The sequence below is a fragment of the Rhodococcus sp. IEGM 1406 genome (assembly GCF_030056745.1).
GTDB lineage: Bacteria > Actinomycetota > Actinomycetes > Mycobacteriales > Mycobacteriaceae > Rhodococcus_F > Rhodococcus_F erythropolis.
Genome location: NZ_JASHKO010000007.1, coordinates 25276 through 49397 on the forward strand (window position 1 = coordinate 25276; position 24122 = coordinate 49397).

The window sequence follows — 24122 nt, forward strand, 5'->3', positions numbered from 1 at the left end:
TAGCGAACGATGCACAGGCTCGAGGATGAATTTGACACCGCAGGTCAGTGAACTTTTGGGCGTCGGCGTCATTTATCCCGGCAAAGTTCACAATCCATTCAGAAATTGCTCCCGAAAAGACAGAAAAGACCGTTATCCCTTTTTTGCGGGAAGTCGGTTTTTGACACACCTGGAAGCATGACCGTCGATGACTTCTCCACAGCCCGAGCCAACTCTGACGTTCACCCCGAAACGGGTCGCGCAGCTCGCGTTCGTGTTGATCGGATGTCAGCTCGTCATTCGCGCCTGGGTTGCCGCGAGCAATTACTTCTACTGGGACGACCTCATCCTGATGGGCCGCGGAGGACGCTTCCCTCTCTTCTCGAGCGAACTCCTGCTCTACGACCACGACGGTCACTTCATGCCCGCGGCCTTCTTCTTCACCGGGTTGATCACCCGCATCGCGCCGTACAACTGGGCGCTGTCGGCAACGCTGCTCGTCATCGGCCAGGCCGCGGCGTCGTTGGCGCTTCTGCGCACTCTTCGGTTGGTCCTTGGTTGGCGACCGGCGCTGTTGATTCCGCTGATCCTGTATCTCTTCGTCCCGCTGACCCTTCCGTCGTTCTCGTGGTGGGCGGCCGCACTCAACGCCTTGCCGCTTCAGATCGCACTTGCCTGGGCATGCGGCGACGCGATCAAGCTGTACCGCACCGGACATGTGCGCTACGTGTTCTCGGGCACCGCGGTTTTTGTCGTCTCTCTGCTGTTCTTCGAGAAGGCAGTGCTCGCTCCGTTCGTGGCACTCGCTTTTCTGGTGCTGTACTTGCGCACACAAGGTGAAGGAACGCCGATACGAAATGCGGTCACGAAGTGCCGACGCCTGTGGACGGCCTGCGCCGCCGTGCTCGCGATCTGGATTCCGGTGTATCTGACAACTGTCGAATCTCCGATCACCGGCAACGGCCGTTCCATGTCCACCGAACTGCTGCATCACGGCACGTCTTTGGGGATGCTTCCCACCCTTCTCGGCGGCCCCTGGCGCTGGGAGCGGTGGATCCCCAGCCCCGCCTGGGCCGATCCGCCGACGGTCTTGGTGGCCGCGGCCTGGGCCGCGCTGCTGACGACGGTCGTGATGACCGTGGGTGCCCGACGCGGCGCTGCCTGGATCTGGGCCGCCGCGGCGCTGTACTTCCTGGCCTCTGTCGTGGCGATGACCGCTACCCGATCCGACGCCGACACCACGTACGAGTTGGCGCAGACCTTGCGTTACTTCACGGATTCGGCGACGGTGTTCGCCCTCGCCGCCGCTCTGATTCTCGCTGCACCTCGGCGGCGTCCGGCCCGGATACCCGTCGCAGTCGCCGCCGGCCTGTCGGCGCTCTTCGTGGTCAGTTCGCTCGTCTCGACCGTCACGTTCGTCGACATCTGGCGCGAGAACCCGACTCGCGACTACCTCGCCAACGCACGAATATCGTTGTCACAGAATCAGGATGCTTCACTGCTCGAGCAACCCGTCGCGATCCAAGTGCTCCTTCCCGTCGCCTTTCCGAACAATTTGGCAAGCAATGTTCTCGCGCCACTGCCTGATCGCCCCGAATTTTCTTCCAGCACTCCGATTCTGCGCACCATCGACGACAGCGGACGGATTGTCGACGCCGAAGTGACCTGGACGAGAAGGATTCCCGAAGGAGCGGCACCGAACTGCGGCACCCGTGCCGAAGGCCCGACCGAACTCCCCCTCGACGGCCCCCTGGCCGGCTGGGAATGGACGGTGCAGCTCAATTACCTCGCGAGCACCGACGGAACGATCGATGTCGCGTTGGAGTCCGGTGACGCAGTATCGGTACCCGTGACGCAGGGTTTGCACTCGGCATTCGTGCGCCTGGTCGGCCACGGAAACAGTGTGAAGATCACGCCGACAACGCCGGGACTGACGCTGTGTTTCGGCGCCGGACAAGTCGGTGCCGTCGTCCCGACCTCCACAAAATAGTGGCAGAGTGGAAGTCATGGAGCTGCGTATATTCACCGAACCCCAGCAGGGCGCTACCTACGAACAACTACTGACTGTTGCCCAGACCGCCGAAAAACTCGGCTACGGCGCATTTTTCCGCTCGGACCACTATCTCGCCATGAATTCCGACGGCCTTCCCGGACCCACCGACGCGTGGATCACGCTCGCCGGAATCGCCCGCGAAACATCCACCATCCGCCTCGGCACTCTGGTGACGTCGGCTACGTTCCGTCACGCCGGACCGCTGGCCATCTCGGTCGCACAGGTCGATCAGATGAGTGGTGGCCGCGTAGACCTCGGCATCGGTGCCGGCTGGTACGAGGAAGAGCACCAGGCGTACGGCATCCCGTTCCCGGCGCTCAAGGATCGCTTCGAACTGCTCGAGGAAACTCTCGACGTAGTGACCGGCCTGTGGCGTACGCCGGTCGGCGACACGTTCGACTACGACGGTAAGCACGTGCAGATCAAGAACTCTCCCGCGCTTCCCAAACCGCACCAGGTCGACGGTCCGCCGATCCTGATCGGTGGCACGGGCAAGAAGAAGACTCCGGCGCTCGCCGCTCGGTTCGCGAACGAGTTCAACATCCCGTTCAAGTCCCTCGCGGAAACGAAGGACATCTTTGCGCGGGTTCGTCAGGCTTGCATCGACATCGAGCGCGATCCGAACGAATTGGTGTACTCCAACGCTCTCGTCCTGTGCTGCGGCCGCGACGAGGCGGAGATCAAGAAGCGCGCCGAAGCGATCGGACGCGACGTGGACGAGCTACGTGAGAACGGTCTGGCCGGAACACCTTCGGAGCTGGTCGACAAGATCGGCACTTTCGCCGAGGCCGGTTCACAGCGCGTGTATCTGCAGACTCTCGATCTGGCCGATCTGGATCATCTCGAACTCGTCGCAAGCGAGGTCATGCCCCAACTGCAGTAAAGAATGGGCCGGGATCTACAGCGCGTTCGCGTCGAGGAACGCGCGTAGGTCTCGGTCCCACTGGGCCGAGCGGGAACGGTCGAGAAAGACGCGCACCAGCATGAAAGCGATGACCAGCAGCGACATCACGCTGAACCAGGTGAAAACCCCGGTCACCACGGCTGCGACGTCGGCAGCGCTCTGAGTGATCGGAGCTACGGTCTTGTCGCCCTGATCATTGACGTAGATGGGGACCTCGGTGCCGGCGGGCGTCGCCGAGTCGACAGTGACATCACCCGTGTGAACCTGGCCGTTCCAGTTCCACTGCGCGCTGGCCATTTCGGTGGTAGGCGCAATGTAATCGGCTGTCGAGGCGGTGGTCTGCGTCGAATCTGCAGTCGTCGTCGCCGAAATACTGTGTAATTCGGCGGATTGTTTGGCGATCAGTGCGTTCTGGCTCGAAGCAGTCGCAGCCCCTGCCCATACCGCGAGAGGCAGCAGAAGAATCGCGAAAATGATCAGACCGAAGGACATGAACCCTTCGATCCGATCACTGCGGCGAACCATCGGATCGTGGCCTACATGAATGGTGCGTCGGAGCAGCGACGCAGTTCCTCGCGTACTACCTGACATTGTGAGCTCAGTTCTCTCGACGACACACTCTTACATCGAGATTCCCTTTGTTTCGATCTAGTTGCAAGTGTTAACGAGCTGAATCACATGTGTCCTCCAACACCTGTCCAGTTATTCGCTCGGCGGAAGGATGTCCGTCTGCGCCGGAACCTGATCCTGACGGAGCAATCCGACCGGGCAACTGACGCCCGTGGCATGCACCGGGCAGTAACCGCCGGGATTCTTCGCCAGATACTGCTGGTGGTAATCCTCCGCGTAGAAGAAGTCGCGCAGCGGGCCGATTTCGGTGGTGATCGCTCCATATCCGGCTTCGGCAAGCCGTTCACCGAAAGCGACGGCCGACGCATGAGCGATTTCTTCCTGCTCCGCGGACGTCGTGAAGATCGCCGAACGGTACTGCGAGCCCTGGTCGTTACCCTGACGCATCCCCTGCGTCGGATCGTGGTTCTCCCAGAAGTGCGCCAGGATCTGCTCGTAGGAGATCACTGCGGGATCGAAGACCACCAGCACGACTTCGGTGTGACCCGTACGTCCGGAGCACGTCTCTTCGTACGTCGGGTTGGGCGTGAAGCCGCCCGCATAACCCGCAGCGGTCGTGTACACGCCGGGAAGCTGCCAGAACTCCTTCTCGGCGCCCCAGAAACAACCCATCCCTACGACGACCGTCTGCAGTTCGGCCGGAAACGGCGGCGTCAGCGGATGCCCGTTGACGTAGTGCGCGGTCGGAACCGGCATTTTCTGCTCTCGGCCCGGGAGTGCGTCCTCAGGCGCGATCAGCGTGGATTTTGCGGACGCTCGTCCCAGAATGTCGTCGTACCAGCTCATGCTTCGATGCTACGCGCGAGCGACTGTTTCGCCACGCCGTGATCGCCCGGGCGCCGGGCAGCTCCACCCACCGGTAGCCGATTTCTGCTACCGCGGCCGTGGCCAGAAGGAAGAGCGCAAACGCCAGGGTCGGTCCGACGTACAAAACAGTGTTCTCGACGACGCGGTACAGGATCAGGGTGTGCACGAGATAGATGACGTAACTACGCGTCGAGAGCCACTTCACGACCGGCCAGCGCGTCGGGACGCCGTCGTAGCGGCCGATGAGAACTACCGCTGCGGCGACTACCGAAATGGTCCACAGATAGTGCTCACCGGCCCAGTAGACGCGGAACTGGGTCGCCACGATGATGACGTGCATCTGGACGAGGACGGCCGCGATCAGCCAGCGGCCGGGAGCGAGCTTCGCCCACGCGAGGTACATGATCTGGCCGAGGAAGACGGCCGGCAGCGTCGCGGCGATCTTGGACAGCATCGGCACGGTGTACGGCAGCGGCGCGTAGACGTTGTAGAGCAGCACCAGCGAGCACAGCGCACCACCGGCGAGCGGCATGACGATCGGTCGCAGCCGCAGTATCGGGCGAGCCGCGACACATGCGAGATAAAAGAGGAATTGAACGGTGAGTGTCCAGGTCACTCCCAGAACTGCTACCTCGGGCTTGAGAAAGAATCCGCCGAGAAAAAAGCTCATCAACGCTTCGGTATCGGAAATACCTTCCTGACCGCTGAACATTCCGTTGATTCCGAGGCGGACCAGAAGAATGGCAATCGCGGTCGCCACCCAGAATGCGGGCAGCAGTCGACTGAATCGGTTGGTCAAGAACTTTCCGGGTCCGTCGCGAATCGCGGATCGCGTCACCAGAGCGCCGGTAAGCATCATGAATACTGCGACGCCGACAAAAGAGAGGTGCTGGTTGAGTTCGGCAGGCTCGATCAAAACGCCGTAGACGACGTCGATCACCCACCAACCCGAGCCGAGATCGTCGATGACGTAGAAAGAGATGTGGGAGTAGATCACGGCGGCAACCGCCAGGGCTCGCAGCAGGTCAGCGCCCGGAAGATTCACCCGAGGCGCGGCCGCCTCTGGTGATTCCGGGAGGAAAACTGGTGCGGGCATCGCGCAAGTTTAAGGTTCCGTTCACCTTTACGACGAATTTGCGCATATTAGCTTACCCTTAGATCAGGGCAAGTTCGGTTTCCCAAACTTTATTCTTTGGTGATTACTACCTGAGCCGGACTGTTGCGGACGGTGTACGAATGTTATTGGGTGGAAACCCGAAGAATGATTTGCACATACGCGAGTGACGTCACGCCGTGACCGGTGATCGACGCACTCTAAAGCACCAGGGCTCACCAGCCCGCAAAGAAGGGACCCTCGTGTCTGTTTACACGCTGCCGGAACTCCCCTACGACTACGCAGCCCTCGAGCCGCACATCTCGGGCAAGATCATGGAGCTGCATCACGACAAGCACCACGCGGCTTACGTCGCCGGTGCCAACGCTGCACTCGAGAAGCTGGCCGAGGCTCGTGAGAACGACACCATCGCAGCGCAGGCCAACCTGCTCGAGAAGAACCTGGCGTTCCACCTCGGTGGCCACACCAACCACACCGTTTTCTGGAACAACCTCAGCGCTGACGGTGGCGACAAGCCCGAAGGTGAACTCGCCGCAGCGATCGACGACAACTTCGGTTCGTTCGATCTCTTCCGCGCTCACTTCTCCGCGAACGCCAACGCCATCCAGGGCTCCGGCTGGTCCATCCTCGCGTGGGACTCGATCGGACAGCGTCTGATCATCGTCCAGCTCTACGATCAGCAGGGCAACATCTCCATCGGCCTCACGCCGCTGCTGCTCCTCGACATGTGGGAGCACGCTTTCTACCTCGACTACCAGAACGTCAAGGGCGACTACGTCAAGGCATTCTGGAACATCGTCAACTGGAACGACGTTTCGGCTCGCTTCGACCGTGCACGTACCCAGACCGCAGGTCTGATCGTCTAGTCACGCTCTTCTTTCGAACGGCGGCGCCTCACCAGGGGCGCCGCCGTTCGTGTCAGCAGAGCACCACCGAGCAGGACCGTCGTGGCTCCGAAGACCAATGCCAGTGTGCGAGTTCCGGAGTCACCGCTGCTCGCGGTGGTCTGATTCACGGCCACCGGATCCGACAGCACCGAGGTCAGCTGAACCTGCTGCGGGGTGGTCATCGCGGGAATACCGGATTTTGCGCCGTCGAGGCCCGTGACCAGTGACTTGGCGATTCCTTGCAGCGTCGTGAATCCCTGGGTGATCTGATCGGTCACGTCACCGAGCATCTGCGGCGCCTGATCAGCGATGGGAATGAGGCCGTCGTTCAATTGTCCGGCAGCACTGCTCAGTTGATCGCTCGCGCCTTGCAGCTGCCCGACAGCGGTGCGGACTAGATCACCGAGCTCCGTATCGGGCCCGACCGAGCCACCCAACAGCGCCGGAACGGTGCCCAGTTGCGCATTCAGCGCACCGAGATCCGAACTCACACCGGCCAGTTGCGCTGTCACGTCAGGCGGGATCGGAAGGCCGTTCAGCGCAGTCTGCAGCGCGTCGATTCGTGTCTTCAGTTCCGCGGTCGAGGTCGACGCCTCCCCAAGCGTCAGGCCCAGTGAGTCCGCGCGCGTGGCCAGCTCTTCCGCCGACCCCGACGCCTGATCGACAACACCGGACACCTGATCCGCGACGCTCATCAGCTCCAACGCCCCGGACCGTGCGGTCTCGAGGTACGGCAGCAGAGTGCCTGCGCCTGCTTTCACCTGATCGATGGACTTTCCGGCCTCGTTGGTTCCGGCGACCAGAATCTGTGCGGTGGTGAGGTTTTGATCGATCGAGCGTCTGGCGGCCGACGTCTGAGCCAGCAGGCCCTTGATGCCGTCCGCGCCGACCTGCGCCGATACGGCCCGAGTCAACTCGGCCGACTTCTCCGAATCCGAGCCCTTCACCTCGAGATCGACGCTCGCCTGCCGTGGATCCATGCCGAACATCGACGCGACGGTTTCGCTGAAGTCCTCCGGCACGGTCAACGTCGCGAAGTAGTTCCCGCCGGGGTTGTCGACCACCTGGAAGTCGAAGTCTTCGTTCTTGCCCAACGTGTCCACCAGCGTGTCGCCGGCCCGAAGTTCCTTGCCGTCGAGCGTGGTTCCCGCGTCGGCGTTCACGATCGCGACGGTGTTCGAGGTGTCGGCACCGCCCGCGAAGATCACGAACCCGATCCCCGCCACCGCAGCCGCGACGATCGCGGCCACACCACCGACTGCCAGCCGTCGACCGAGTCGTGACGGCCGGCGATGGGAGTTTTCTGTGGTGTTCTCGGCGCTCATGGGCGAGACGATAAAGCAACAACTTGTAGAAACACTGAGAGCCCTAGCCTGCGGGCGTGGCCGGCTTCTCAGACTCCTCTGGTTCCTCCTTCGGCATGTCCCGAGGGCCACTGATCAGGATGTCGGCCCAGCGCGTGGCTGGGTCGATATCGAGCAGGACGGCCTTCACCAACAACGAGAGCGGGATCGCCAACAGCGCTCCGAGCGCCCCGAGAACCCACGACCAGAAGACAAGTGAGAGGAACGTCATCGTCACCGACAGTCCGACGGCGTCGCCGACGAACTTGGGTTGGATGATGGACTGGATCACGAAGTTGATGACGGAGTAGACGACGATCACCCACAGCATCAGCCACGGCCCGCCCTGCAACAGTCCCAGGAGCGCCGGTGGAATCACGCCGATGACGAACCCGATGTTGGGGATGTAGTTGGTGATGAAGGACAGCAACGCCCACAGGACGGGCAGCTGAATGCCCATGAGCCACAGCGCGCCACCGTCGAGTACCGCCACGATGAGACCGAAGACCGTCGAGACCACCAGGTATTTGCGAGTTCCGGCGGCAAAGGTGGAGAGCGCGTAGGAGATTTCGGGACGTTGCTCGGACAACACATGCAACCGCGAGCGGATGCTCATGCCGTCGAAGGCCATGAACAGCAACAACGCGAGAATGAACACCAGATCCGACAGGATGCCGAGCAGGCCCTCCAGTCCGCTTTCGAGGACGCCCACAACCTTCGTGAGATCGACACTGCTGAGCGTGCTTTGGATCTGTTCGGTGCTCACTCCGAAGTCGGCCAACTTGTCGCGGCCCTCGTTGAGGAGGTTGGTCATCTCCTCGGAGTACTGCGGCAGGATCGTCGCCAACTGAGCCGTCGACACGATCAACGACGCCGCCAACCCGAGCAGAATCAGGTACACGGTGACCAGTGAGCCCAACATCCCGACCCACTTGGGCCACCCTCGGCGCTGTGACCAATCCTGAATGGGCTGAACGGCAATCGTCAGCACCAGGGCCAGGAATACCGGTCCGAGGATGCCGCCGAACACCTTCATTCCGCCGACGGCGACCACGGTGGCCGCGAGACCGAGCAGGACGATCAGACCGCGCGGGATCGACCAGTTCTCGCTACCGGAAAGCGTGGGGATCGGAGCGGGAGCCGCGGCGGCCGGCTTGCCCTTCCTAGAGAACACCGGCTTCCTTTGCCCGGCTTCTGATCTGGAATGCGCCCACGATCATGAAGAGGCCGAACAAGATTGCGTACCAACCCAACAGCCAGATGAGGCTGATGATGCCTTCGCCTGGTGCGATCAGAAGGATGATGCCGAAGATGACCGCGAGCACCGATGCGGCGAGCAGCCATCCCCAACTGGATCCTGGCAGCGCTTTCATCTTGAAGGCGCCGACAATTCCGAAGATTCCGAACATGATGGCGTAGAAGGCAATTATGTACAGAAGTACCAGCGCCGTGATGCCTGGCCAGACCAGCGCGACGATACCGGCTCCCACCGAAACGACGCCGGTGAACACCCACCATCCCCACGAACTCAGGTGTTCGCGGTCCCGGATGGCTCGAACGAGCGTGATCAAGCCGTCGACAATGGAGTAGATACCGAACAGGAAAACCAAGGCCACCACGGTAATTCCCGGCCACACGAGCGCGATGATTCCGAAGATCACGCCGAAGATTCCGCGGATCAGGATCATCCACCAGATCTCTTTGCCGTACTGCACGAACGGATTCTGCGTGACCATCAGTAGCCTCCGAAGCAAGCGGGTGTCTCTGACCGATTCAACAGCTTTTCAAACAGGGCAATACCGACAGATCGTATGGCTATCGTGACCTTTCCGCCCATCGAAACGCGCGGCTGATACCGAGTTGTGCTCTTCGGGTGCGAAGCGAGGGGACTTTCAGCCCGCTTCCCGAATACTTGCTTCCCGAATACCGGGCGCAGTCCACGATCCCGAAAGCACTGCAGCCTTCGGCCAGTACAGGCGCAGAAAGACGTTGAATTCACCGGACGGAGCCGGCAGCCAGTTCCGCTCCTTCTCGCCACCAGGCGACTCGTGCTGGAGATAGATGTCCAGCGAGCCGTCGTCGGCGAACACCAGATCACTTCGATCGCCGATGGCATATCGATCGATCGGGTTGTCCACGAAGTACTGTCGCTCGTTCATCATCGTGAGCGACCAAAATCCCTCGACCGGCGGGAGCTCGTCCTTCTCGAAATGAAGTACGTACTTCTTCTCACCGGTCAGAGGCTTACCGTCGACGTCGGTGGTGGCGTGCGGGTACACGGCATCTGCGTCGAGGTTGGCCCCGAAACCGAGCCAGACGATCAGAGCCCGCTGAGCGTAATGAGTCCCGTAATGCCCCAAGCCGCGGTGCATCGTCCAGCCGTTCTTCGGATTGCCTTCCGCCTCCTTGGCGATCTCGCTCAGCACGTCCATTCCGGTCCGCGCAGCCCGGTCGAGGGCATCACGCACCTCTTGCGGGCGCGACTTCCAGGGCAGCGACGAGCCGATTCCGATGTCGGACAGCTGTTTCATCATCTCGGTATCCTCCGGACGCGGAGGATTGTCGTCGAGAAGTGCGTCGAGCGTGGTGAAAAAGGCCTCGCCGTCCATTGCTGCCACCTGGTCCACCGGCGGTGTGCGCGTGTCGACAGCGGAGTTCACCGGAACTTCTCCGGGCGTGTAGTCCTGCGGGTCACCCGTCCATTCCGACAGTGGTGTGAGTCGCGTCCGGTCCTGCAGGCTGTGCACTTCGGCCAGGTCCGTTCCCCCTGACGTCGCGTAGCGGGCGACTATCCAATTCATCGCCGTCGGCGACCGCAGCAGCGTCAAACCCTTGGGCACGTTGCCTTTCCAATTCGGTCCGGCCACCAGGTACGGCCCCCCGGTGCGTCCTACCGTCCGAGATCCCGGCACCGTGAAGACGTCGCTCCACGCGTCGAGGATGGGGACCAACCAGTACCGGGTGCCGAAGTCCGGCAGCGAGAGCACCTGCGGTTCCGTCGAGACGTCCAGCCACCCCGACGAGTAGAGAGTGTCCGCGTTCGGCGAGACGACATCGGTGAAGCTCGCGTCGGGCGTCGTACGCGCATAAGCGAACTGGTTGAGCGGGGCTTTCATCGCCACCGGGGTCGGCGTCGCCGTCATGACGTCACGCGATACCGCCGCAATCAACAGGGGATACCCGAAGATCCACGCCTGCGTTGCCAGGTCTTCTAGCCGAGAACGGTTCTTCGACAGAGTCATGCCTGCGCATACCACCGCTCTCACCAGCGCAAACCTGGCTGGCACTCTCCCGGTCTTGTGTGCCAGTACCGAATAGGTGCATATTTCGATTACCCAACGAGGTGTGCCGGACCGACGCATGCGCGTCAGACCGAGATTTGCCCCAGCACCGAGGGAGGAACAGAAATGAACAGAAACGAAGCAATAGGCATTTCTCCGTTCCAAGCCGCTGGGTCTTTGCAGGGTTTCGTCATTTCCGGCCGTTGGCCGGACACCACCCAGGAGTGGGCGCAGCTTCTCGCCCTGGCTGTCCGAGTGGCCTCGATGCCGGGATTGTTGCCGACGACGACGGTCTTCGGAGTGCGTGAGGACGTTCCCGAGGATCCGCAACCCGGCACCGTCGGTCTGGTGGTTGCCGAAGGTCCGGTGCTCGGCGATTTTGCACTGACACCCGGCCGTTTCTCCGACCATCAGCCGCCGGCACTGATCATGCTGCACCCGCCGTCGGAAACTACCCCCAGCCTGCCGGAATGCGAGGGAAGCGCGTCGGGGTGCGTACTACTGCCAGGACTTCCCTACCTGGGCTTGGAGCATCGTGCGGCCTGGGTGGAGGCAGAGCCGGACGGCACGGTCGTCTCCATGATCAGCCGCGTCGGCATCGATTTGATCAGCGATCCCGACACCGCTGTTTTGGCCATGCTCCTCGCTTCGTGACGGCCGCGGTAAGCGATAAGTTCGGACTTCCAAACTTGCTGTGCGCTTTGCCAATTCGAGCCGACCGCGCTAACGTGGGTAGCAACGAAGGGGAGTAGCCCCCAATCGCCTGTGTCGACATACTGGTTCGACGCGTTCCGCCTGGTGCGGATCGCGAAGCACCCGGCCTGGCGAACCGAAGGTCCTGTGGCCTCGGTGGGCGAGACCTTCGGCCGGACAAGCGCACTATGCGCCTGCCCAGGCCGGAGGCTCGCATTTTTCCTCCGACCTACACCGACCGGAGGAGTGAACCTTGCTTGCCGCAATACTTTTGAGTTTCGGCGTCATTTTCGTCGCGGAACTCGGCGACAAGTCGCAACTGATGGCAATGACGTTTGCCTTGCGATATCGCTGGTGGGTCGTCCTCGGCGGAATCACCGTCGCCACCACCCTTGTTCACCTTGTCTCGGTCGCCGTCGGCCACTACCTGGGCGTCGCACTCCCCACCGCGGCAATCTCCATCGTCGGCGGTATCGCGTTCCTGATCTTCGGCCTCTGGACCCTGCGCGGTGACGATCTCACCGACGACGAGCAGAACAAGGCCGGTCGCGTCACGCGATCCGCCTTCATCGCCGTCGCGTCGGCCTTCTTCCTGGCAGAACTCGGCGACAAGACCATGCTCGCCACCATCACCCTTGCGACCGACAACGACTGGATCGGCGTCTGGATCGGGTCGACGGTAGGCATGGTGGCGGCCGACGCTCTCGCCATCATCGTCGGCTCGGTACTGGGCAAGCACCTCCCGGACGGATTCATCAAGATCGGCGCCGCGGTGCTGTTCTTCGTCTTCGGTGTCTGGCTGCTGCTCGAGGGCATCTTCCCCGACTCGTCGGCCGGCATCATCGGCGGTGGCGTTGTCCTGGCAGTGTCCGTACTGGGTGCGCTGGCTCGGATGATCTGGAAGCGCTCCCGTGCGACCGACTCCGATACACACCTCGTCGACGACAATCGGACGCCGATCGACTGACGCTCAACGAATAACGTCGCCGGCGCCCCAAATCGCGACCGGGACATGACCTTCCGCCACTCCGCTCGGTCCGAGTAGCTGCCCGAACCGCTTCATCGGGTACAGCGAGACACGTCGATCGAGGATCCGCACACTACCGATTCGGCGGAGTCGATCCTCGACGACAAGACTCTGCGCGAGGCTGCTCAGCCACACGCTGATCAACATGTTCGCTGTTCCGGTAGTCGCCACCAACAATCTGATCTCCGGCCAACTCGACACAAGATTGCCGAGTTCGTCGGTGGAACCGTCCACAGCGACATCGAAGATCACTTCGAACGGTGAACCGACAGCCTGTTGCGAGACATCGCAGCGGAAAATCAACTGTCGCGATGCAGTCAACTGGGCCAAGCGCCGTCGAATCGCAGTCTCGTTCGTTCCACAAATCGCGGCGAGACGCGCATAGCTGGCACGTCCGTCACGGCCGAGCGCCTCCAACAGGGCACCGTCGGACTCACGGAACACTGTCGGATCTGCCGGCGCCGCAGCGGTTGCCAGCTGAGCGCGACCTGCTTGCCCCAGAGCGCCCGGCTCCCAACTGAAGCCGTCCCGGTACACCTTCACCCCGACCCGGCTTCTGATCGACAAGATTCCAGGATCGGCAGCAAGGTGCTCACACACCAAGGCGTCCAAACTCTTCTGGTCGGCGGCCACAACTCCGACGAAGTACTCGTACTCACCTTCCGTCCTGGCCAACAGATAAGCGCAGGCCAGCTCACGTAACCGCTCCCCCACGTCGGCAACCGCATCCTGAGTCGTCCTGATCAGGAGATAGCCGAATATGTGGGTTCGACCGATTGCGACCGCGTTGACCCACGAATGACCGTTCGAGACGAGGCGACGCCACCGGCGGGCGATCGTCGTCGAATCCATGTCGAGTACCGACGACAACTGTGTCCACGACGCGCGGGGGTTGAGTTGGAGTGCATTGATGATCTCCAGATCAGATTCCGCGATCACAAATGCGTCGGATTCCGGCTTCATCTGCCAAGTATTGCTGGATTACTGCATTCTGACCGGTGATCTCTGCCTGTTTGCCAAAGATATGTGAGTCACTTCACAGGTTCACCACTTGGAGGCCCAGTGCTTCGCTCCACCAAAGTCACGGTCGCGCTGCTGTTCGTCGCCTACGCGATCGACTACATAGACCGGCTGGCGATCAACCTCGCCCTCCCTTTGCTCGGTGAGGAGTTCGATCTCGACTACTCCCAGCGTGGATTGATCATCTCCACGTTCTTCATTGCATACACACTGGCCCAACTGCCTGGTGGACTGCTCGCCGATCGATACGGCGCAGTCCGGATGGCTCTGATCGGGTTGGTGGCGTGGAGTGTCTTCACCGGCCTCACCGCCCTTGCGTGGTCGTTCGGGACGCTTCTGGTTGTTCGCTTTCTCTTCGGTCTCGCACAGGGCGTGTTTCCGGCAGCCGCAGTAAAGCTGGTTGCCGAACGCAGCATCCCGGAGCAACGTGCCACCGCAACCGGATGGATGAACAGTTCCAACGCCGTCGGTACGCTTCTCGCCATTGTCGTTGCGGCAGCGCTTCTCCCGTTGATCGGCTGGCGTGGGATGTTTCTGGCCGTCGCGGCGCTCGGCGTACTCTCGCTCGTCAGCATCAAGTTGTGGCTCCCGCCCGCACTTCCGGCGGAGATCGACCACGGTCCGGATTCCTCCTGGGACAACATGCGCACCGTACTTCGCTCCCGCGCGATGTGGCTCTTCGCCTTGATGTTCTTCGGCTACGACTTCGTGATCTGGGGGATGTCGTCCTGGGTTCCGTCCTACCTCCATGACGAACGTGGAATCGCCCTCTCGAGTGCGAGCCTCCTTCTCATCCCGGCAACCGTGGTGGCCGCCGTGACCACCGTCATCGGCGGCCGAATCTCGGATCGACTGGCAGGCAACAGCCGCATCGTCGTAGTGCCGTCCATGCTCGCGTGCATCGTGATGCTCGTTTCAGTTCCTTTCGCCTCCAACACGGCCTTGTTCGTCGTTCTCGTCACCCTCGGATCTGCCGCTGCCTCTTTCGCTTTCATGCCGTGTTTTGCACTCCCTCTTCGTAGCCTGCCTTCTTCGGTCGTCGGAGCCGCCTCGTCGATGATCATTTTCGGCGGCATGGTCGCCGGGATTGTCGCGCCGCTGGTGTTCGGATTCATCGTGGACCATCTCTCCTGGTCAGCGGCGTTCGTATCGCTCGCGCTCGGGCCCGTCGTGGCGATCATCGCGGTAATGGCAGCGCCGCAGACCCGAGAAAAGATGCTGAACCTGGTGCAACTGAAAACCGCCAACTGATCATCACCAACCGAAAGAAGATCGACCATGAACCAACTGCTTTCGAATCTTGAATTCGGAGACCCGTCGCGGTTGCGAACCGTCGAGCCGCACTGGTTCGATCTGTACCGGGACCTGCACGCACACCCCGAGTTGTCCGGCAACGAAACTCGCACTGCCGCACTTGTTGCCGAAGAACTTCGGCGGATCGGCGGCTGGGACGTCACGATCGGAGTCGGCGGCACGGGTGTCGTCGGTGTTCTCCAAGGGAGCAGCGGGCCGGTAGTCCTGCTACGCGCCGACATGGACGCGTTGCCGGTCGCAGAAGACACCGGGTTGTCATACGCCTCCAAGACGGATGGCGTCATGCATGCGTGCGGCCACGACGTCCACGTCACCGCGCTACTTGCCACGTGCGCAGCACTTTCCGCGGATCCGACGTCGATCACCGGCACTGTTGTCGCGGTCTTCCAGCCTGCCGAGGAGACCGGGTCCGGCGCTCGTGCGATGGTCGACGACGGAATCTTCGACCGTTTCCCGCGACCGGACCTCTGCCTGGGACAACACGTGGGTCCGACTCCGGCTGGGATGCTGGTCAGCAAACCCGACATCTTGATGGCAGCATCCGACACGATTCGAGTGGTTTTTCACGGCCGTGGTGGACATGCGTCCTCGCCGTACGCGTGCATCGACCCCTTGTTGATGGCAGCATCTTTCGCGCTGCGCATTCAAAGTCTGGTCGCTCATGAAGCGGCAACCCCGACGGCACCCGTGCTCACGGTGGGGGCATTGCACGCCGGCACAGCTGCGAACATCATTGCCGACGACGCCGAACTACTACTCAGTCTGCGAACTTTCAGTGCATCGTCGCGAGAACACATGCTCGAATCTGTGGGCCGGATCGCTCGCGCAGAAGCGGACGGAGCAGGCGCCGCCGAAGCGCCGGACGTTCATGCGTACAACGGCTTTCCGGCCACGGTCAACACTCCGGACGCAACGTCCACGGTGATGTCCGACCTACGCCGGGCAGGATTGGGAATGCACACCCTGCCGCAACCGCTTTCAGGCAGCGAGGACTTCGGAGTCTTCGGCACTGCTGCCCAATGCCCCTCCGTATTCTGGCATTTCGGCGGGACGGCGCTTCGGAGTTTCGACGAAAGAGCTCTCGCCGCACTCGCCGAGGGACGGATTCCTCCCGGCACACCCTCGAATCACTCACCGCGCTTCGCGCCGGATCCGGCCGCGGCACTACCCGAAGGTGTCACGGCTATGACTGCGGCCGCACTGGGCGCCCTTGCGCGAAGCGCGTGATTCCTACACATACTTCTCCAGGGAGATAACGCCATGTCAGACGACCTGCATTACCTCAGCGCCACCGAAGCTATTGCACACTTTCGCACGCGAGAATTGTCTCCGGTCGAGCTGCTACAAGCAGTCGTCGACCGAACCCAGAAGTTCGAACCTCACATCAATGCCTTCACCGAAGAGATGTTCGAGGAGGCACTCATCGGCGCTCGGGAAGCTGAGAGCCGATATCTCGGCCACGGACCCGATCCGCGGCCGCTGGAGGGAATTCCGTTAGCTGCCAAGGAAAAACACGCTATTGCCGGAAAGTCTCTGACCGAAGGTTCGCTGGCGGCACGCGGAAACATCGCCCGCGAGAACGCACCGGTGATCGATCGAGTTCTGGCAGCAGGCGGCTTGATTCACGCACGCACCACGACGCCGGAGTTCTGTGTTGCGGCGTTCACGCACTCTCCACTGTGGGGCGTGACTCGCAATCCCTGGAACCTCGATTACAGTCCCGGCGGTTCATCCGGAGGCGCGGGCGCCGCCCTCGCTGCCGGAACTACCACTCTGGCAACAGCATCCGATATCGGCGGGTCGACGCGGGGCCCGGCAGGCTTCACCGGCACCGTCGGGCTCAAAGCGTCGTACGGCCGCATTCCCGGGGTCGCCCCGCTGTCCATGGATTCCTACCGTGGCGACGGTCCGATGGCCCGAACTGTCGACGACGCAATTCTTTTGGCCAACGTTCTGATCGGGCCGGATCCGCGTGACCATTCTTCCCTGAGGCCGGCGATCATGCTGCCACACGAGTACCCGTCGGTCGAGGGAATGCGCATTGCCCTGTGCCTGCGGCTCGGCGACTTCCCGATCGAGCCTGACATCGAGGCGAACACCCGGGCTCTCGCACAGTCGTTGGTCGATGCCGGCGCGATCGTCGAGGAGATCGAGTTGCCGTGGACTCGTGATTCGATGGCAGCAGCGGTGAAAGTCCATTTCGGAACGATCATGGGTGCATCCGTCGCGGAAGTTGCTCGCGTCCACGGTGATCTTCTTGCCGACTACACGCTCGACAACGTCGCGATCACGTCGAAGGGCGCTGCAGAAATGTCATTTCTGGACGGCCTTCGCAAAGAAACCCAGATGCAACGAGAGCTCGCCGAGGCGATGGCTCCATTCGATGCGCTGATCTGCCCGACTTCGGGCACCATCGCCTTCCCGGCAGGCGAGTCTTTGCTCGACGGCCTCACGGTTGCGGGCCAGCACGTGAACACCACCGCCGAAGCACTTCTCACGTTGCCGTTCAACGTCGCCAATCGGTGCCCCGTACTGGCGGTGCCCAGTGGACACGCACACAACGGCGTTCCCACGGGCGTCCAGATCGTCGGCCATACGTACGACGAACCGACCGTGTTCCGGATCGGCAAAGCACTGGAGAAGATCCGCCCGTGGGCATACACCGACCAGCATCAACCGAGGCTGGACGTGGTGGCGCCGGCTTCCTCTTGATCGCTGAGGAGATCAGAGCTTGGCTCTGATCTCCTCAGCAATCGGCTGGAACTGCTCGAGGAACGTCAGGGCCCAACCGAACGACGCGACGCCCTCGTAGTCGAACGAGTACACCTGATCGTTCTTGACGGCGCGCAGACGCTGGAAGATGGTGTCGTTCGCCAACTTCTCGTTGATGGGGCCCTTGCCACTGTTGGTGATGATGACGTCGGCTTCGTCGAGTAGCTCCAACTGCTCCTTCGGGAACCACTCGTTGCTGCCGGCAGGAATTGCGAGTGAGCGGTCGTTGAACTGGAACCCTGCCTCGCTGATGACCGTCGTCTGATACTTGGTCGGCGAATACAGCGAGAAACCACTCTCCTCGAAGTACGTGGTGTAGACGACCTTCACCTTGCTCAACACGTCAGCGTTGTCGCTGCGGAACTTCGCGATCCGCGCCTCGTACCGGTCTGCCAACTCTTGAACCTTCGCACTCTGGTTGAGTGCGTCCGCGACCCCGAGGGCGCGCTCCTTCCACGCGTACTGGCCGTCTTCGGCAAAAACTGCGGTCGGTGCAATCGACCGGATCTGCTCGTAAAGATCCGGGTTGTTCTCCGAAAGGAGGTTGGTCATCACGATCAAGTCGGGAGACAAAGCCGCTATCGCCTCGGCGTTGGGCTCGTACCAGCGTCCCACCTTCGGAAGAGACCGCAGGGCAGACGCATACGGTTCCGGGACACCGTCGGCGTTCTCGTAGTCCACCGGCAATCCGACGGGCGTGAATCCGGCGTCGAACATCGCGGGGCCCGTGTAGTAATCGGCGCTGACCACTCGCTGCGGGTTGGTGGGAACCTCCACCTGCCCCAGGGCCGTGTTGATGGTGCGCATCGAGCCCTCGGCCGATTCACTGGAGCTGGTTCCACAGGCCGTGAGCAATCCGATCCCCGCCAAGGCACCGGCCCCGAGGAAACCGCGTCGGGTAAGCGCTGCGGTGATGCGAGCGAACTCGGCATCGGTGTCAGCGGTAGGCAAGAGAAGTGATGTCATGGGTTTCCTGACGGTATCCGAATTAGGGCTACCTAAAATTACTCTCACCTGCACTGTTACGGTGAAGCGTCACGGCCAAGCACTGTTTCGATCGAGCCATCGATACGCGCACCCCCTCGGTCGACGGCCGGAAGCCGGTACGTTCTTGGTTCGTGACGCCTTCGCGACAGGACTTCCCCGGCATCATGTTGTGGGGAGCGCCGACCCTGGAACCGTCGACGTGGAACGAGCCGGTGTCCACCCCGAACCGGATCGTCGCGGAGCCGTGGTCCGTCAGCACCATCCGGTTCAAGAGCACGGCAACGGGCGTCTGGGATTTCCATACCCACCGCGAACATGAACTGCTGTGGTCGGCAGGTGGGACCGTCACCCTCGAAGCGTCCGAACACCTCTGGATGGTTCCGCCGATGCTCGGCATCTGGATTCCTGCCGGCACTGCGCACCGTGTCCGCTCCGACGACGGTGCCGTCATCTTCGCGACGTACCTGACGCCGGATCGAATCGACACCGATTGGGACTCGATAGTCGGCATACCCATGACCGGTGCACTTCGGGAGGTGTTGTTACACAACGAGAACAACGCCATGCCCGACCTGAAGCGACTACGGCTACAGCAGGTGGCAATCGACCTCATCCATCCCGTTCAGGCCGCGAGTCTCGACATTCCGTTGCCGAGAACGCCTGACCTTCTTTCGATTGCCCAGCAGATCATCGCCGATCCGGCGGACGACCGCACCACTTCCGACTGGGCTCGCACCATCGGCGTGAGTGGCCGGACCTTGATGCGCCGCTTCCAGGCCGACACCGGCACGACGCTCACTCAATGGCGAATTCTGGTGCGCGTCCGCGTTGCATTGATCGAGATTGCCGCAGGCAAACCTGTCGTCGCCGTGGCCCGCGGCCTCGGGTATGCCAACCCTGGAACGTTCATCGACCTGTTCAGGCAGGTCATCGGCCACACCCCCGCCGCGTACTTCCGCTCGTTCTCACCTGTCATGAAACCGCATCAGAATGGCACCAAACCCGCACGGGTGACACGTTAGCGTTGTTAGGCAAGGCAAACCATGTTGCCCGAACACGTTGGAGAACACCACAAATGCACCACCGCCGCCGTTTTGCCAGGTCTATCGCGCTCGCGGTCGGCGCGATCCTGATCGGCGCGCTCGCCTCGTGCAGCTCGTCCGACGACCAGCCCTCGCCTTCGGCCGAGACCATCGACTACAGCTTCGCGGGGTACTCCGCCCAGATACCTGCCGACCCGCAGCGAGTGGTTGTCATCGACTCCCGGACGTCCCTCGAGTTCGCACTTCTCGCCGATTACCCGATCGTCGCCCTCGATTACGACGAGTCGAGCCATCTCGCATCCAAGGTCCCGGCCGATGCGGGGCATCTGGGCGGCAATCTCAGTAAGGAGGACGTGCTGAGCTACAACCCGGACCTGATCCTCATCTCCGTCGGCTGGTACGAGAGCTACAAGTCACAGAACCTCACTTTCGAGGACATCGCACCGGTTCTGGTGATCCAGGACGGCAGCTCGCCCGACAAGGAGACCGAATCACTCGGCGGGCCTCTGGGATTCATGGGCGAGCAACTGGCACTACTGGGCAAGACCGACGCCGCCTCGGCAGCACAGGCGCGGTACGAAGACGCTCTCGCCACTGCCCGCGACGACGTCGGTTCCGTCGCGCAGACCAAGACGATCGCCTTCGTATCGCTGATCGAGGACAAGTTCTTCGTGTTCAACACCCCGAACAACCTGACCGTCGACGTAGCGTCGTCACTCGGTTACACGATCTTGTCCAACGACGCGATCACCGCCGCCCAGTCGGCCGCGATCGGCGGCTACAGCGCCGAATTCGGTTGGGAGAATGCGGATGTGCTCGCCGACGCCGATGTCGTCGTCGCCCAGAATCTCGACTCCTGGCCGGGCAACCCCGCGTGGGATCGTGTTCCAGCCGTGGCCGCCGGCAATGTTGCACCGCTCGACTACGACGACAAGGTGGGATTCGCACTCACCTACACGGACTTCCTGAACAAGTTGGCGGACACCACTCGCAACCTGCAGTGACGCTAACTGGTCATACCACTTGACCTCTCACCAGTTAGCGTTTACGGTCGGTACATGTTCCAACCCGTTGCACGTACCTCCGCTTCCGGCGCAGTGTTCGACCAGATTTCAGTGAAAGTGCTGGCCGGAGAGTTGGCCGCGGGTGAGGCGCTACCCAGCGAGCGCAAGCTCGCCGAGGCATTCGGTGTCTCGCGGCCCGCAGTCCGCGAGGCAATTCAGAAGCTCGCCCAGGCCGGGCTCGTCGAGGTCCGCCAGGGCGAGTCCACGTCCGTGCGAGATTTCCGGCGCCAGGCCGGACCCGAACTTCTCCCCCAGTTGTTGGTTCGAGACGGCGTCCCCGACCTGACCGTGGTGCGCAGCGTCCTGGAAACTCGCGAGTTGATGGGACCGCAGATCGCGGTGCTGGCCGCCCGTCGCATCTCCGCGGAATCTGCCCGAGAACTCGACACGGCCGTGGATCAACTAGGCGCCACCGAAGATCCGGTAGAGCTGCAAGACCGCGCTCTGGCGTTCTGGGACGTCGTCGTCGACAGCGCGGATTCCATTGCCTTCCGTTTGATCTTCAACAGCCTGCGCGCTGCATACGAACCGGCCATGACTGCACTTGCCTCCGTCATGGTCGCCGAAGTCGGCCAGACTGACCTGTATCGAAAACTGGCCTCCGCCATCACTTCACACGACGAGTCAACTGCCGAGGCGTCAGCCGCACAGCTCCTTCACACCGGTACGACGGCAATCGGCGATGCTCTCACCTTCCTGGAAGGACTGAAACCATGAGCAAGCCCATCACTCTCGCCGATGCCGCACGAACGTTCCGCAAGTCACCGACGCCGTGGATGATCGGCACCATGTTGGTGGCTGCAGCGTCGACGCGCATCGCGCTGGGCGACTGGCAGATCACCGACGCACTTGTTCCGCTCGTGATGCTTACCGCATTCCCCTTCGTGGAGTGGATCATTCACGTCTTCGTTCTCCATTGGAAGCCGCGGACCATTGCCGGCGTCACCCTCGATTCACGCCTGGCGCGCAGCCATCGGGAGCACCATTTCGCCCCGCGAACCGTCTCACTCATCTTCATTCCGTGGCAGACGCTCCTGATCGTGATTCCCGTCCTGACCGCTGTCGCACTCCTGGCGTTTCCCCGCGTCGAACTCGGCCTGACCTTCCTGACCTGTATTTCCGTACTCGGTCTCGGTTACGAGTGGACTCATTTCCTCATCCACAGTGACTACAAGCCGAAAACTGCTCTCTACCGGTCGGTTTGGCGCAACCATCGCAACCATCACTTCAAGAACGAGCACTACTGGTTCACCGTCACCACCGCGGGAACGGCCGATCGCGTACTGGGCACGTACCCCGATCCCAAATCCGTCGAGACATCCCCGACGGCCAAGAACCTGCACGGCACCGCGTCGAAGCTGTGAAGAAACGCCGATTCCTGGCCCCCAGCTGGCAATGAACTTGAACTTGACTGTGTATCAGCGATTTTCGTTGAAACCCACTCGAACCGTGCTTAGTGTCGATGGAGTCAGAAGTTCGAAAAACGCTGTAACCGAAGGACACAACACATGTTCAACGATGTATTCAACAACGTCATCCACCCGATGGTCACGAACTTCCAGCAGTTGGGTCCCCAGCAGTTCATTCCCCAGCAGTTCATCCCTCAGCAGTTCATCCCTCAGGGCCTGTTCCAGCAGGCACCGCAGGCAGCAGAGCAGGCTGTGACGATCTTCGGTAGCTGATACCGCAATCCACAGATAGCGCCACTCAGGGGTCGTCCGTCCAATATGCTGGACGGACGACCTGAGTGCCTCCGCCTGACAAGGATCCCCATGAGCCCCAACACCCCCGTCCACGCATTCACCGATGATGCCCTGGGCGATCTCGACGCCACCGGCGTCGCCGCCCGGATCGAATCAGGCGAGGTGACCGCACGGGAAGTCATGGAGGCGTCGATCGCGCGCGCCGAGGCAGTGCAGGGGCAATTGAACGGTCTGGCCTGCACAGACTTCGATCGCGCCCTTGCCAGGAGCAACCGGCCGGCCGCGGGCATCTTCGCCGGCGTCCCCACCGCGATCAAGGACAACACCGACAGCGCCGGCCTTCCCACCCAGCAGGGCAGCACCGCCTTCACCGCAGTCCCCGCCAAGGCTGACAGCGATTTCGCGAAGCAGTTCCTCTCCACCGGGGCCATTTCGATCGGCAAGACCCGACTGCCCGAGTTCGGATTCAGTGCGTCCACCGAGTACATGACCGAAGAACCCGTCCACAACCCGTGGAACCCGGTTTACTCGTCCGGCGCTTCCTCGGGTGGCGCTGCCGCACTGGTTGCTGCCGGTGTCCTCCCGATCGCGCACGCCAACGACGGTGGTGGATCGATTCGCATTCCCGCCGCTGCCTGCGGACTGGTCGGACTCAAACCCACTCGCGGCCGTACCATCGCCGATCCGGCCGACAAGTCGATGCCGATCCGGCTGATCGCTCAGGGCGCCGTCACCCGCACGGTTCGCGACACTGCACGATGGATGTCAGCGGCCGAAAGTTACTACCGCAATCCACGACTCGCACCGGTTCGCCTGATCGAAGGACCCAGCTCAACCCGCCTGCGCGTCGGCGTGATCACCGATTCCGTGACGGTCACCAAGACCGACGACGAGACACGCAAGTCCGTCGAAGCTACGGCTGAACTCCTTGCAAGCCTTGGCCATCACGTCGAGGACGCGGCATTGCCCGTCGGACCGGAATTCATCGACGACTTCAGCATCTACTGGGGCTTTTTGTCGTTTGCCATCTCCACCGGTGGCAAACAGATGCTCGGGCCTGACTTCGACAAGTCAGCGACCGACAACCTCACGAAGGGCCTCTACACGCTGTACCGGAAGAACCTGGTGAAGACGCCGCGCGTGCTCTACCGCCTGCGACGCCTCCAGCAGCAGTACAGCGCCATGTTCTTGAAGTACGACGTCGTGCTCTCGCCAGCTCTGGGGCACACCACCCCCGAGCTCGGATACCTTTCTCCCGCTCAGCCTTTCGAGGAGCTTTTCGACAAGTTGATTGCGTACACGTCGTTCACACCGCTCAACAACATCTCCGGTGGTCCCGCGATTTCGCTACCGATGCACCAGACCAGCAACGGTTTGCCGTTGGCTTCGCATTTCTCCGCCGATCTCGGCGACGAGCGCACACTCCTCGAATTGGCCTTCGAACTGGAAGAGGCTCAGCCCTGGAGAAGAATCCAGGACTGAGCCTCACCGGTAAATACCC

Annotated in this window: 23 protein-coding genes; 14 read left to right on the forward strand and 9 right to left on the reverse strand. The window is 61.9% G+C overall.

What is annotated here, in order from left to right:
• Positions 1-187: 187 nt before the first annotated feature.
• Positions 188-1969: a hypothetical protein gene (locus tag QM596_RS26820; protein ID WP_283310322.1), complete on the forward strand. Its 1782-nt coding sequence runs from the start codon at positions 188-190 to the stop codon at positions 1967-1969.
• Positions 1970-1985: 16 nt separating this feature from the next.
• Entirely contained in the window at positions 1986-2915 is a 930-nt protein-coding gene (locus QM596_RS26825; RefSeq protein WP_020905735.1) for an LLM class F420-dependent oxidoreductase, read from the forward strand.
• Between the two features lie 15 nt (positions 2916-2930).
• On the opposite strand, the gene QM596_RS26830 is transcribed toward QM596_RS26825, so the two are convergent.
• From QM596_RS26830 to QM596_RS26840, 3 genes are all read right to left on the reverse strand, one after another.
• Positions 2931-3527: an Rv1733c family protein gene (locus QM596_RS26830; RefSeq protein WP_223304488.1), complete on the reverse strand. Its 597-nt coding sequence runs from the start codon at positions 3525-3527 to the stop codon at positions 2931-2933.
• A gap of 111 nt (positions 3528-3638) precedes the next feature.
• Positions 3639-4352: a peptide-methionine (S)-S-oxide reductase MsrA gene (msrA, locus tag QM596_RS26835; RefSeq protein ID WP_020905733.1), complete on the reverse strand. Its 714-nt coding sequence runs from the start codon at positions 4350-4352 to the stop codon at positions 3639-3641.
• On the reverse strand, positions 4291-5469 hold the full coding sequence (locus QM596_RS26840; protein ID WP_047272742.1) for an acyltransferase family protein: 1179 nt from the start codon (positions 5467-5469) through the stop codon (positions 4291-4293). The genes msrA and QM596_RS26840 overlap by 62 nt, the downstream gene beginning before the upstream one ends.
• Positions 5470-5729: 260 nt before the next feature.
• Here QM596_RS26840 and QM596_RS26845 point away from each other — a divergent pair, with 260 nt between their 5' ends.
• A complete protein-coding gene (locus tag QM596_RS26845) occupies positions 5730-6353 on the forward strand; it encodes a superoxide dismutase (protein WP_003944189.1) in 624 nt (207 codons plus the stop codon).
• On the opposite strand, the gene QM596_RS26850 is transcribed toward QM596_RS26845, so the two are convergent.
• From QM596_RS26850 to QM596_RS26865, 4 genes are all read right to left on the reverse strand, one after another.
• Positions 6350-7699 (reverse strand): YhgE/Pip domain-containing protein, encoded by a 1350-nt coding sequence (locus tag QM596_RS26850; RefSeq protein WP_007735988.1) that lies wholly within the window; start codon positions 7697-7699, stop codon positions 6350-6352. The two genes, QM596_RS26845 and QM596_RS26850, sit on opposite strands and share 4 nt — an antisense overlap.
• A 43-nt stretch (positions 7700-7742) precedes the next feature.
• Positions 7743-8891, reverse strand: coding sequence for an AI-2E family transporter (locus tag QM596_RS26855; protein ID WP_283310323.1), 1149 nt, complete (start codon positions 8889-8891; stop codon positions 7743-7745).
• The gene (locus QM596_RS26860; protein ID WP_019746361.1) at positions 8881-9453 is read right to left on the reverse strand and encodes an HdeD family acid-resistance protein; all 573 of its coding nucleotides are present in this window, start codon (positions 9451-9453) and stop codon (positions 8881-8883) included. The genes QM596_RS26855 and QM596_RS26860 overlap by 11 nt, the downstream gene beginning before the upstream one ends.
• Before the next feature lie 156 nt (positions 9454-9609).
• On the reverse strand, positions 9610-10959 hold the full coding sequence (locus tag QM596_RS26865; RefSeq protein ID WP_269577425.1) for a DUF1254 domain-containing protein: 1350 nt from the start codon (positions 10957-10959) through the stop codon (positions 9610-9612).
• A 165-nt stretch (positions 10960-11124) separates the two neighbouring features.
• Between QM596_RS26865 and QM596_RS26870 the strand changes: the two genes are divergently transcribed.
• Both QM596_RS26870 and QM596_RS26875 read left to right on the forward strand, forming a co-directional pair.
• The gene (locus tag QM596_RS26870) at positions 11125-11652 is read left to right on the forward strand and encodes a hypothetical protein (RefSeq protein ID WP_019746359.1); all 528 of its coding nucleotides are present in this window, start codon (positions 11125-11127) and stop codon (positions 11650-11652) included.
• Between the two features lie 292 nt (positions 11653-11944).
• Positions 11945-12658 carry a TMEM165/GDT1 family protein gene (locus tag QM596_RS26875; protein WP_019746358.1) on the forward strand — a complete coding sequence of 238 codons (714 nt, stop codon included), beginning with the start codon at positions 11945-11947 and terminating at the stop codon, positions 12656-12658.
• Positions 12659-12661: 3 nt separating this feature from the next.
• Here QM596_RS26875 and QM596_RS26880 read toward each other — a convergent pair whose 3' ends face one another.
• Positions 12662-13681 (reverse strand): Lrp/AsnC family transcriptional regulator, encoded by a 1020-nt coding sequence (locus tag QM596_RS26880; RefSeq protein WP_019746357.1) that lies wholly within the window; start codon positions 13679-13681, stop codon positions 12662-12664.
• 99 nt (positions 13682-13780) lie between these two features.
• On the opposite strand from QM596_RS26880, the gene QM596_RS26885 reads away from it, so the two are divergent.
• The 3 genes from QM596_RS26885 to QM596_RS26895 are packed head-to-tail and all read left to right on the forward strand — an operon-like array spanning position 13781 to position 17764.
• Entirely contained in the window at positions 13781-14989 is a 1209-nt protein-coding gene (locus QM596_RS26885) for an MFS transporter (protein ID WP_020968083.1), read from the forward strand.
• 27 nt (positions 14990-15016) lie between these two features.
• On the forward strand, positions 15017-16279 hold the full coding sequence (locus QM596_RS26890) for an amidohydrolase (protein ID WP_283310324.1): 1263 nt from the start codon (positions 15017-15019) through the stop codon (positions 16277-16279).
• A 33-nt stretch (positions 16280-16312) separates the two neighbouring features.
• Positions 16313-17764: an amidase gene (locus QM596_RS26895; protein WP_283310325.1), complete on the forward strand. Its 1452-nt coding sequence runs from the start codon at positions 16313-16315 to the stop codon at positions 17762-17764.
• 12 nt (positions 17765-17776) lie between these two features.
• On the opposite strand, the gene QM596_RS26900 is transcribed toward QM596_RS26895, so the two are convergent.
• The gene (locus QM596_RS26900; RefSeq protein ID WP_019746353.1) at positions 17777-18790 is read right to left on the reverse strand and encodes an ABC transporter substrate-binding protein; all 1014 of its coding nucleotides are present in this window, start codon (positions 18788-18790) and stop codon (positions 17777-17779) included.
• 152 nt (positions 18791-18942) lie between these two features.
• On the opposite strand from QM596_RS26900, the gene QM596_RS26905 reads away from it, so the two are divergent.
• From QM596_RS26905 to QM596_RS26930, 6 genes are all read left to right on the forward strand, one after another.
• Complete coding sequence (locus QM596_RS26905) at positions 18943-19833, forward strand: helix-turn-helix domain-containing protein (protein ID WP_198538398.1); 891 nt, start codon at positions 18943-18945, stop codon at positions 19831-19833.
• A 53-nt stretch (positions 19834-19886) separates the two neighbouring features.
• A complete protein-coding gene (locus QM596_RS26910; RefSeq protein WP_283310326.1) occupies positions 19887-20858 on the forward strand; it encodes an ABC transporter substrate-binding protein in 972 nt (323 codons plus the stop codon).
• Positions 20859-20912: 54 nt separating this feature from the next.
• Complete coding sequence (locus tag QM596_RS26915) at positions 20913-21635, forward strand: FadR/GntR family transcriptional regulator (protein WP_019746349.1); 723 nt, start codon at positions 20913-20915, stop codon at positions 21633-21635.
• Entirely contained in the window at positions 21632-22282 is a 651-nt protein-coding gene (locus QM596_RS26920) for a sterol desaturase family protein (RefSeq protein WP_033235201.1), read from the forward strand. The genes QM596_RS26915 and QM596_RS26920 overlap by 4 nt, the downstream gene beginning before the upstream one ends.
• A gap of 144 nt (positions 22283-22426) precedes the next feature.
• Positions 22427-22600 (forward strand): hypothetical protein, encoded by a 174-nt coding sequence (locus QM596_RS26925; RefSeq protein WP_179300798.1) that lies wholly within the window; start codon positions 22427-22429, stop codon positions 22598-22600.
• A 90-nt stretch (positions 22601-22690) separates the two neighbouring features.
• Complete coding sequence (locus QM596_RS26930; protein WP_283310327.1) at positions 22691-24103, forward strand: amidase; 1413 nt, start codon at positions 22691-22693, stop codon at positions 24101-24103.
• Positions 24104-24122 lie beyond the last annotated feature (19 nt).

Coding starts and splice junctions, on each gene's coding strand:
- QM596_RS26825 (WP_020905735.1), top strand. CDS start 1,986: ATGGAGCTGCGTATATTCACCGAACCCCAGCAGGGCGCTACCTACGAA.
- QM596_RS26890 (WP_283310324.1), top strand. CDS start 15,017: ATGAACCAACTGCTTTCGAATCTTGAATTCGGAGACCCGTCGCGGTTG.
- QM596_RS26850 (WP_007735988.1), bottom strand. CDS start 7,699: ATGAGCGCCGAGAACACCACAGAAAACTCCCATCGCCGGCCGTCACGA.
- QM596_RS26900 (WP_019746353.1), bottom strand. CDS start 18,790: ATGACATCACTTCTCTTGCCTACCGCTGACACCGATGCCGAGTTCGCT.
- msrA (WP_020905733.1), bottom strand. CDS start 4,352: ATGAGCTGGTACGACGACATTCTGGGACGAGCGTCCGCAAAATCCACG.
- QM596_RS26925 (WP_179300798.1), top strand. CDS start 22,427: ATGTTCAACGATGTATTCAACAACGTCATCCACCCGATGGTCACGAAC.
- QM596_RS26910 (WP_283310326.1), top strand. CDS start 19,887: ATGCACCACCGCCGCCGTTTTGCCAGGTCTATCGCGCTCGCGGTCGGC.
- QM596_RS26915 (WP_019746349.1), top strand. CDS start 20,913: ATGTTCCAACCCGTTGCACGTACCTCCGCTTCCGGCGCAGTGTTCGAC.
- QM596_RS26870 (WP_019746359.1), top strand. CDS start 11,125: ATGAACAGAAACGAAGCAATAGGCATTTCTCCGTTCCAAGCCGCTGGG.
- QM596_RS26860 (WP_019746361.1), bottom strand. CDS start 9,453: ATGGTCACGCAGAATCCGTTCGTGCAGTACGGCAAAGAGATCTGGTGG.
- QM596_RS26930 (WP_283310327.1), top strand. CDS start 22,691: ATGAGCCCCAACACCCCCGTCCACGCATTCACCGATGATGCCCTGGGC.
- QM596_RS26865 (WP_269577425.1), bottom strand. CDS start 10,959: ATGACTCTGTCGAAGAACCGTTCTCGGCTAGAAGACCTGGCAACGCAG.
- QM596_RS26830 (WP_223304488.1), bottom strand. CDS start 3,527: ATGTCAGGTAGTACGCGAGGAACTGCGTCGCTGCTCCGACGCACCATT.
- QM596_RS26820 (WP_283310322.1), top strand. CDS start 188: ATGACTTCTCCACAGCCCGAGCCAACTCTGACGTTCACCCCGAAACGG.
- QM596_RS26920 (WP_033235201.1), top strand. CDS start 21,632: ATGAGCAAGCCCATCACTCTCGCCGATGCCGCACGAACGTTCCGCAAG.
- QM596_RS26840 (WP_047272742.1), bottom strand. CDS start 5,469: ATGCCCGCACCAGTTTTCCTCCCGGAATCACCAGAGGCGGCCGCGCCT.
- QM596_RS26880 (WP_019746357.1), bottom strand. CDS start 13,681: ATGAAGCCGGAATCCGACGCATTTGTGATCGCGGAATCTGATCTGGAG.
- QM596_RS26895 (WP_283310325.1), top strand. CDS start 16,313: ATGTCAGACGACCTGCATTACCTCAGCGCCACCGAAGCTATTGCACAC.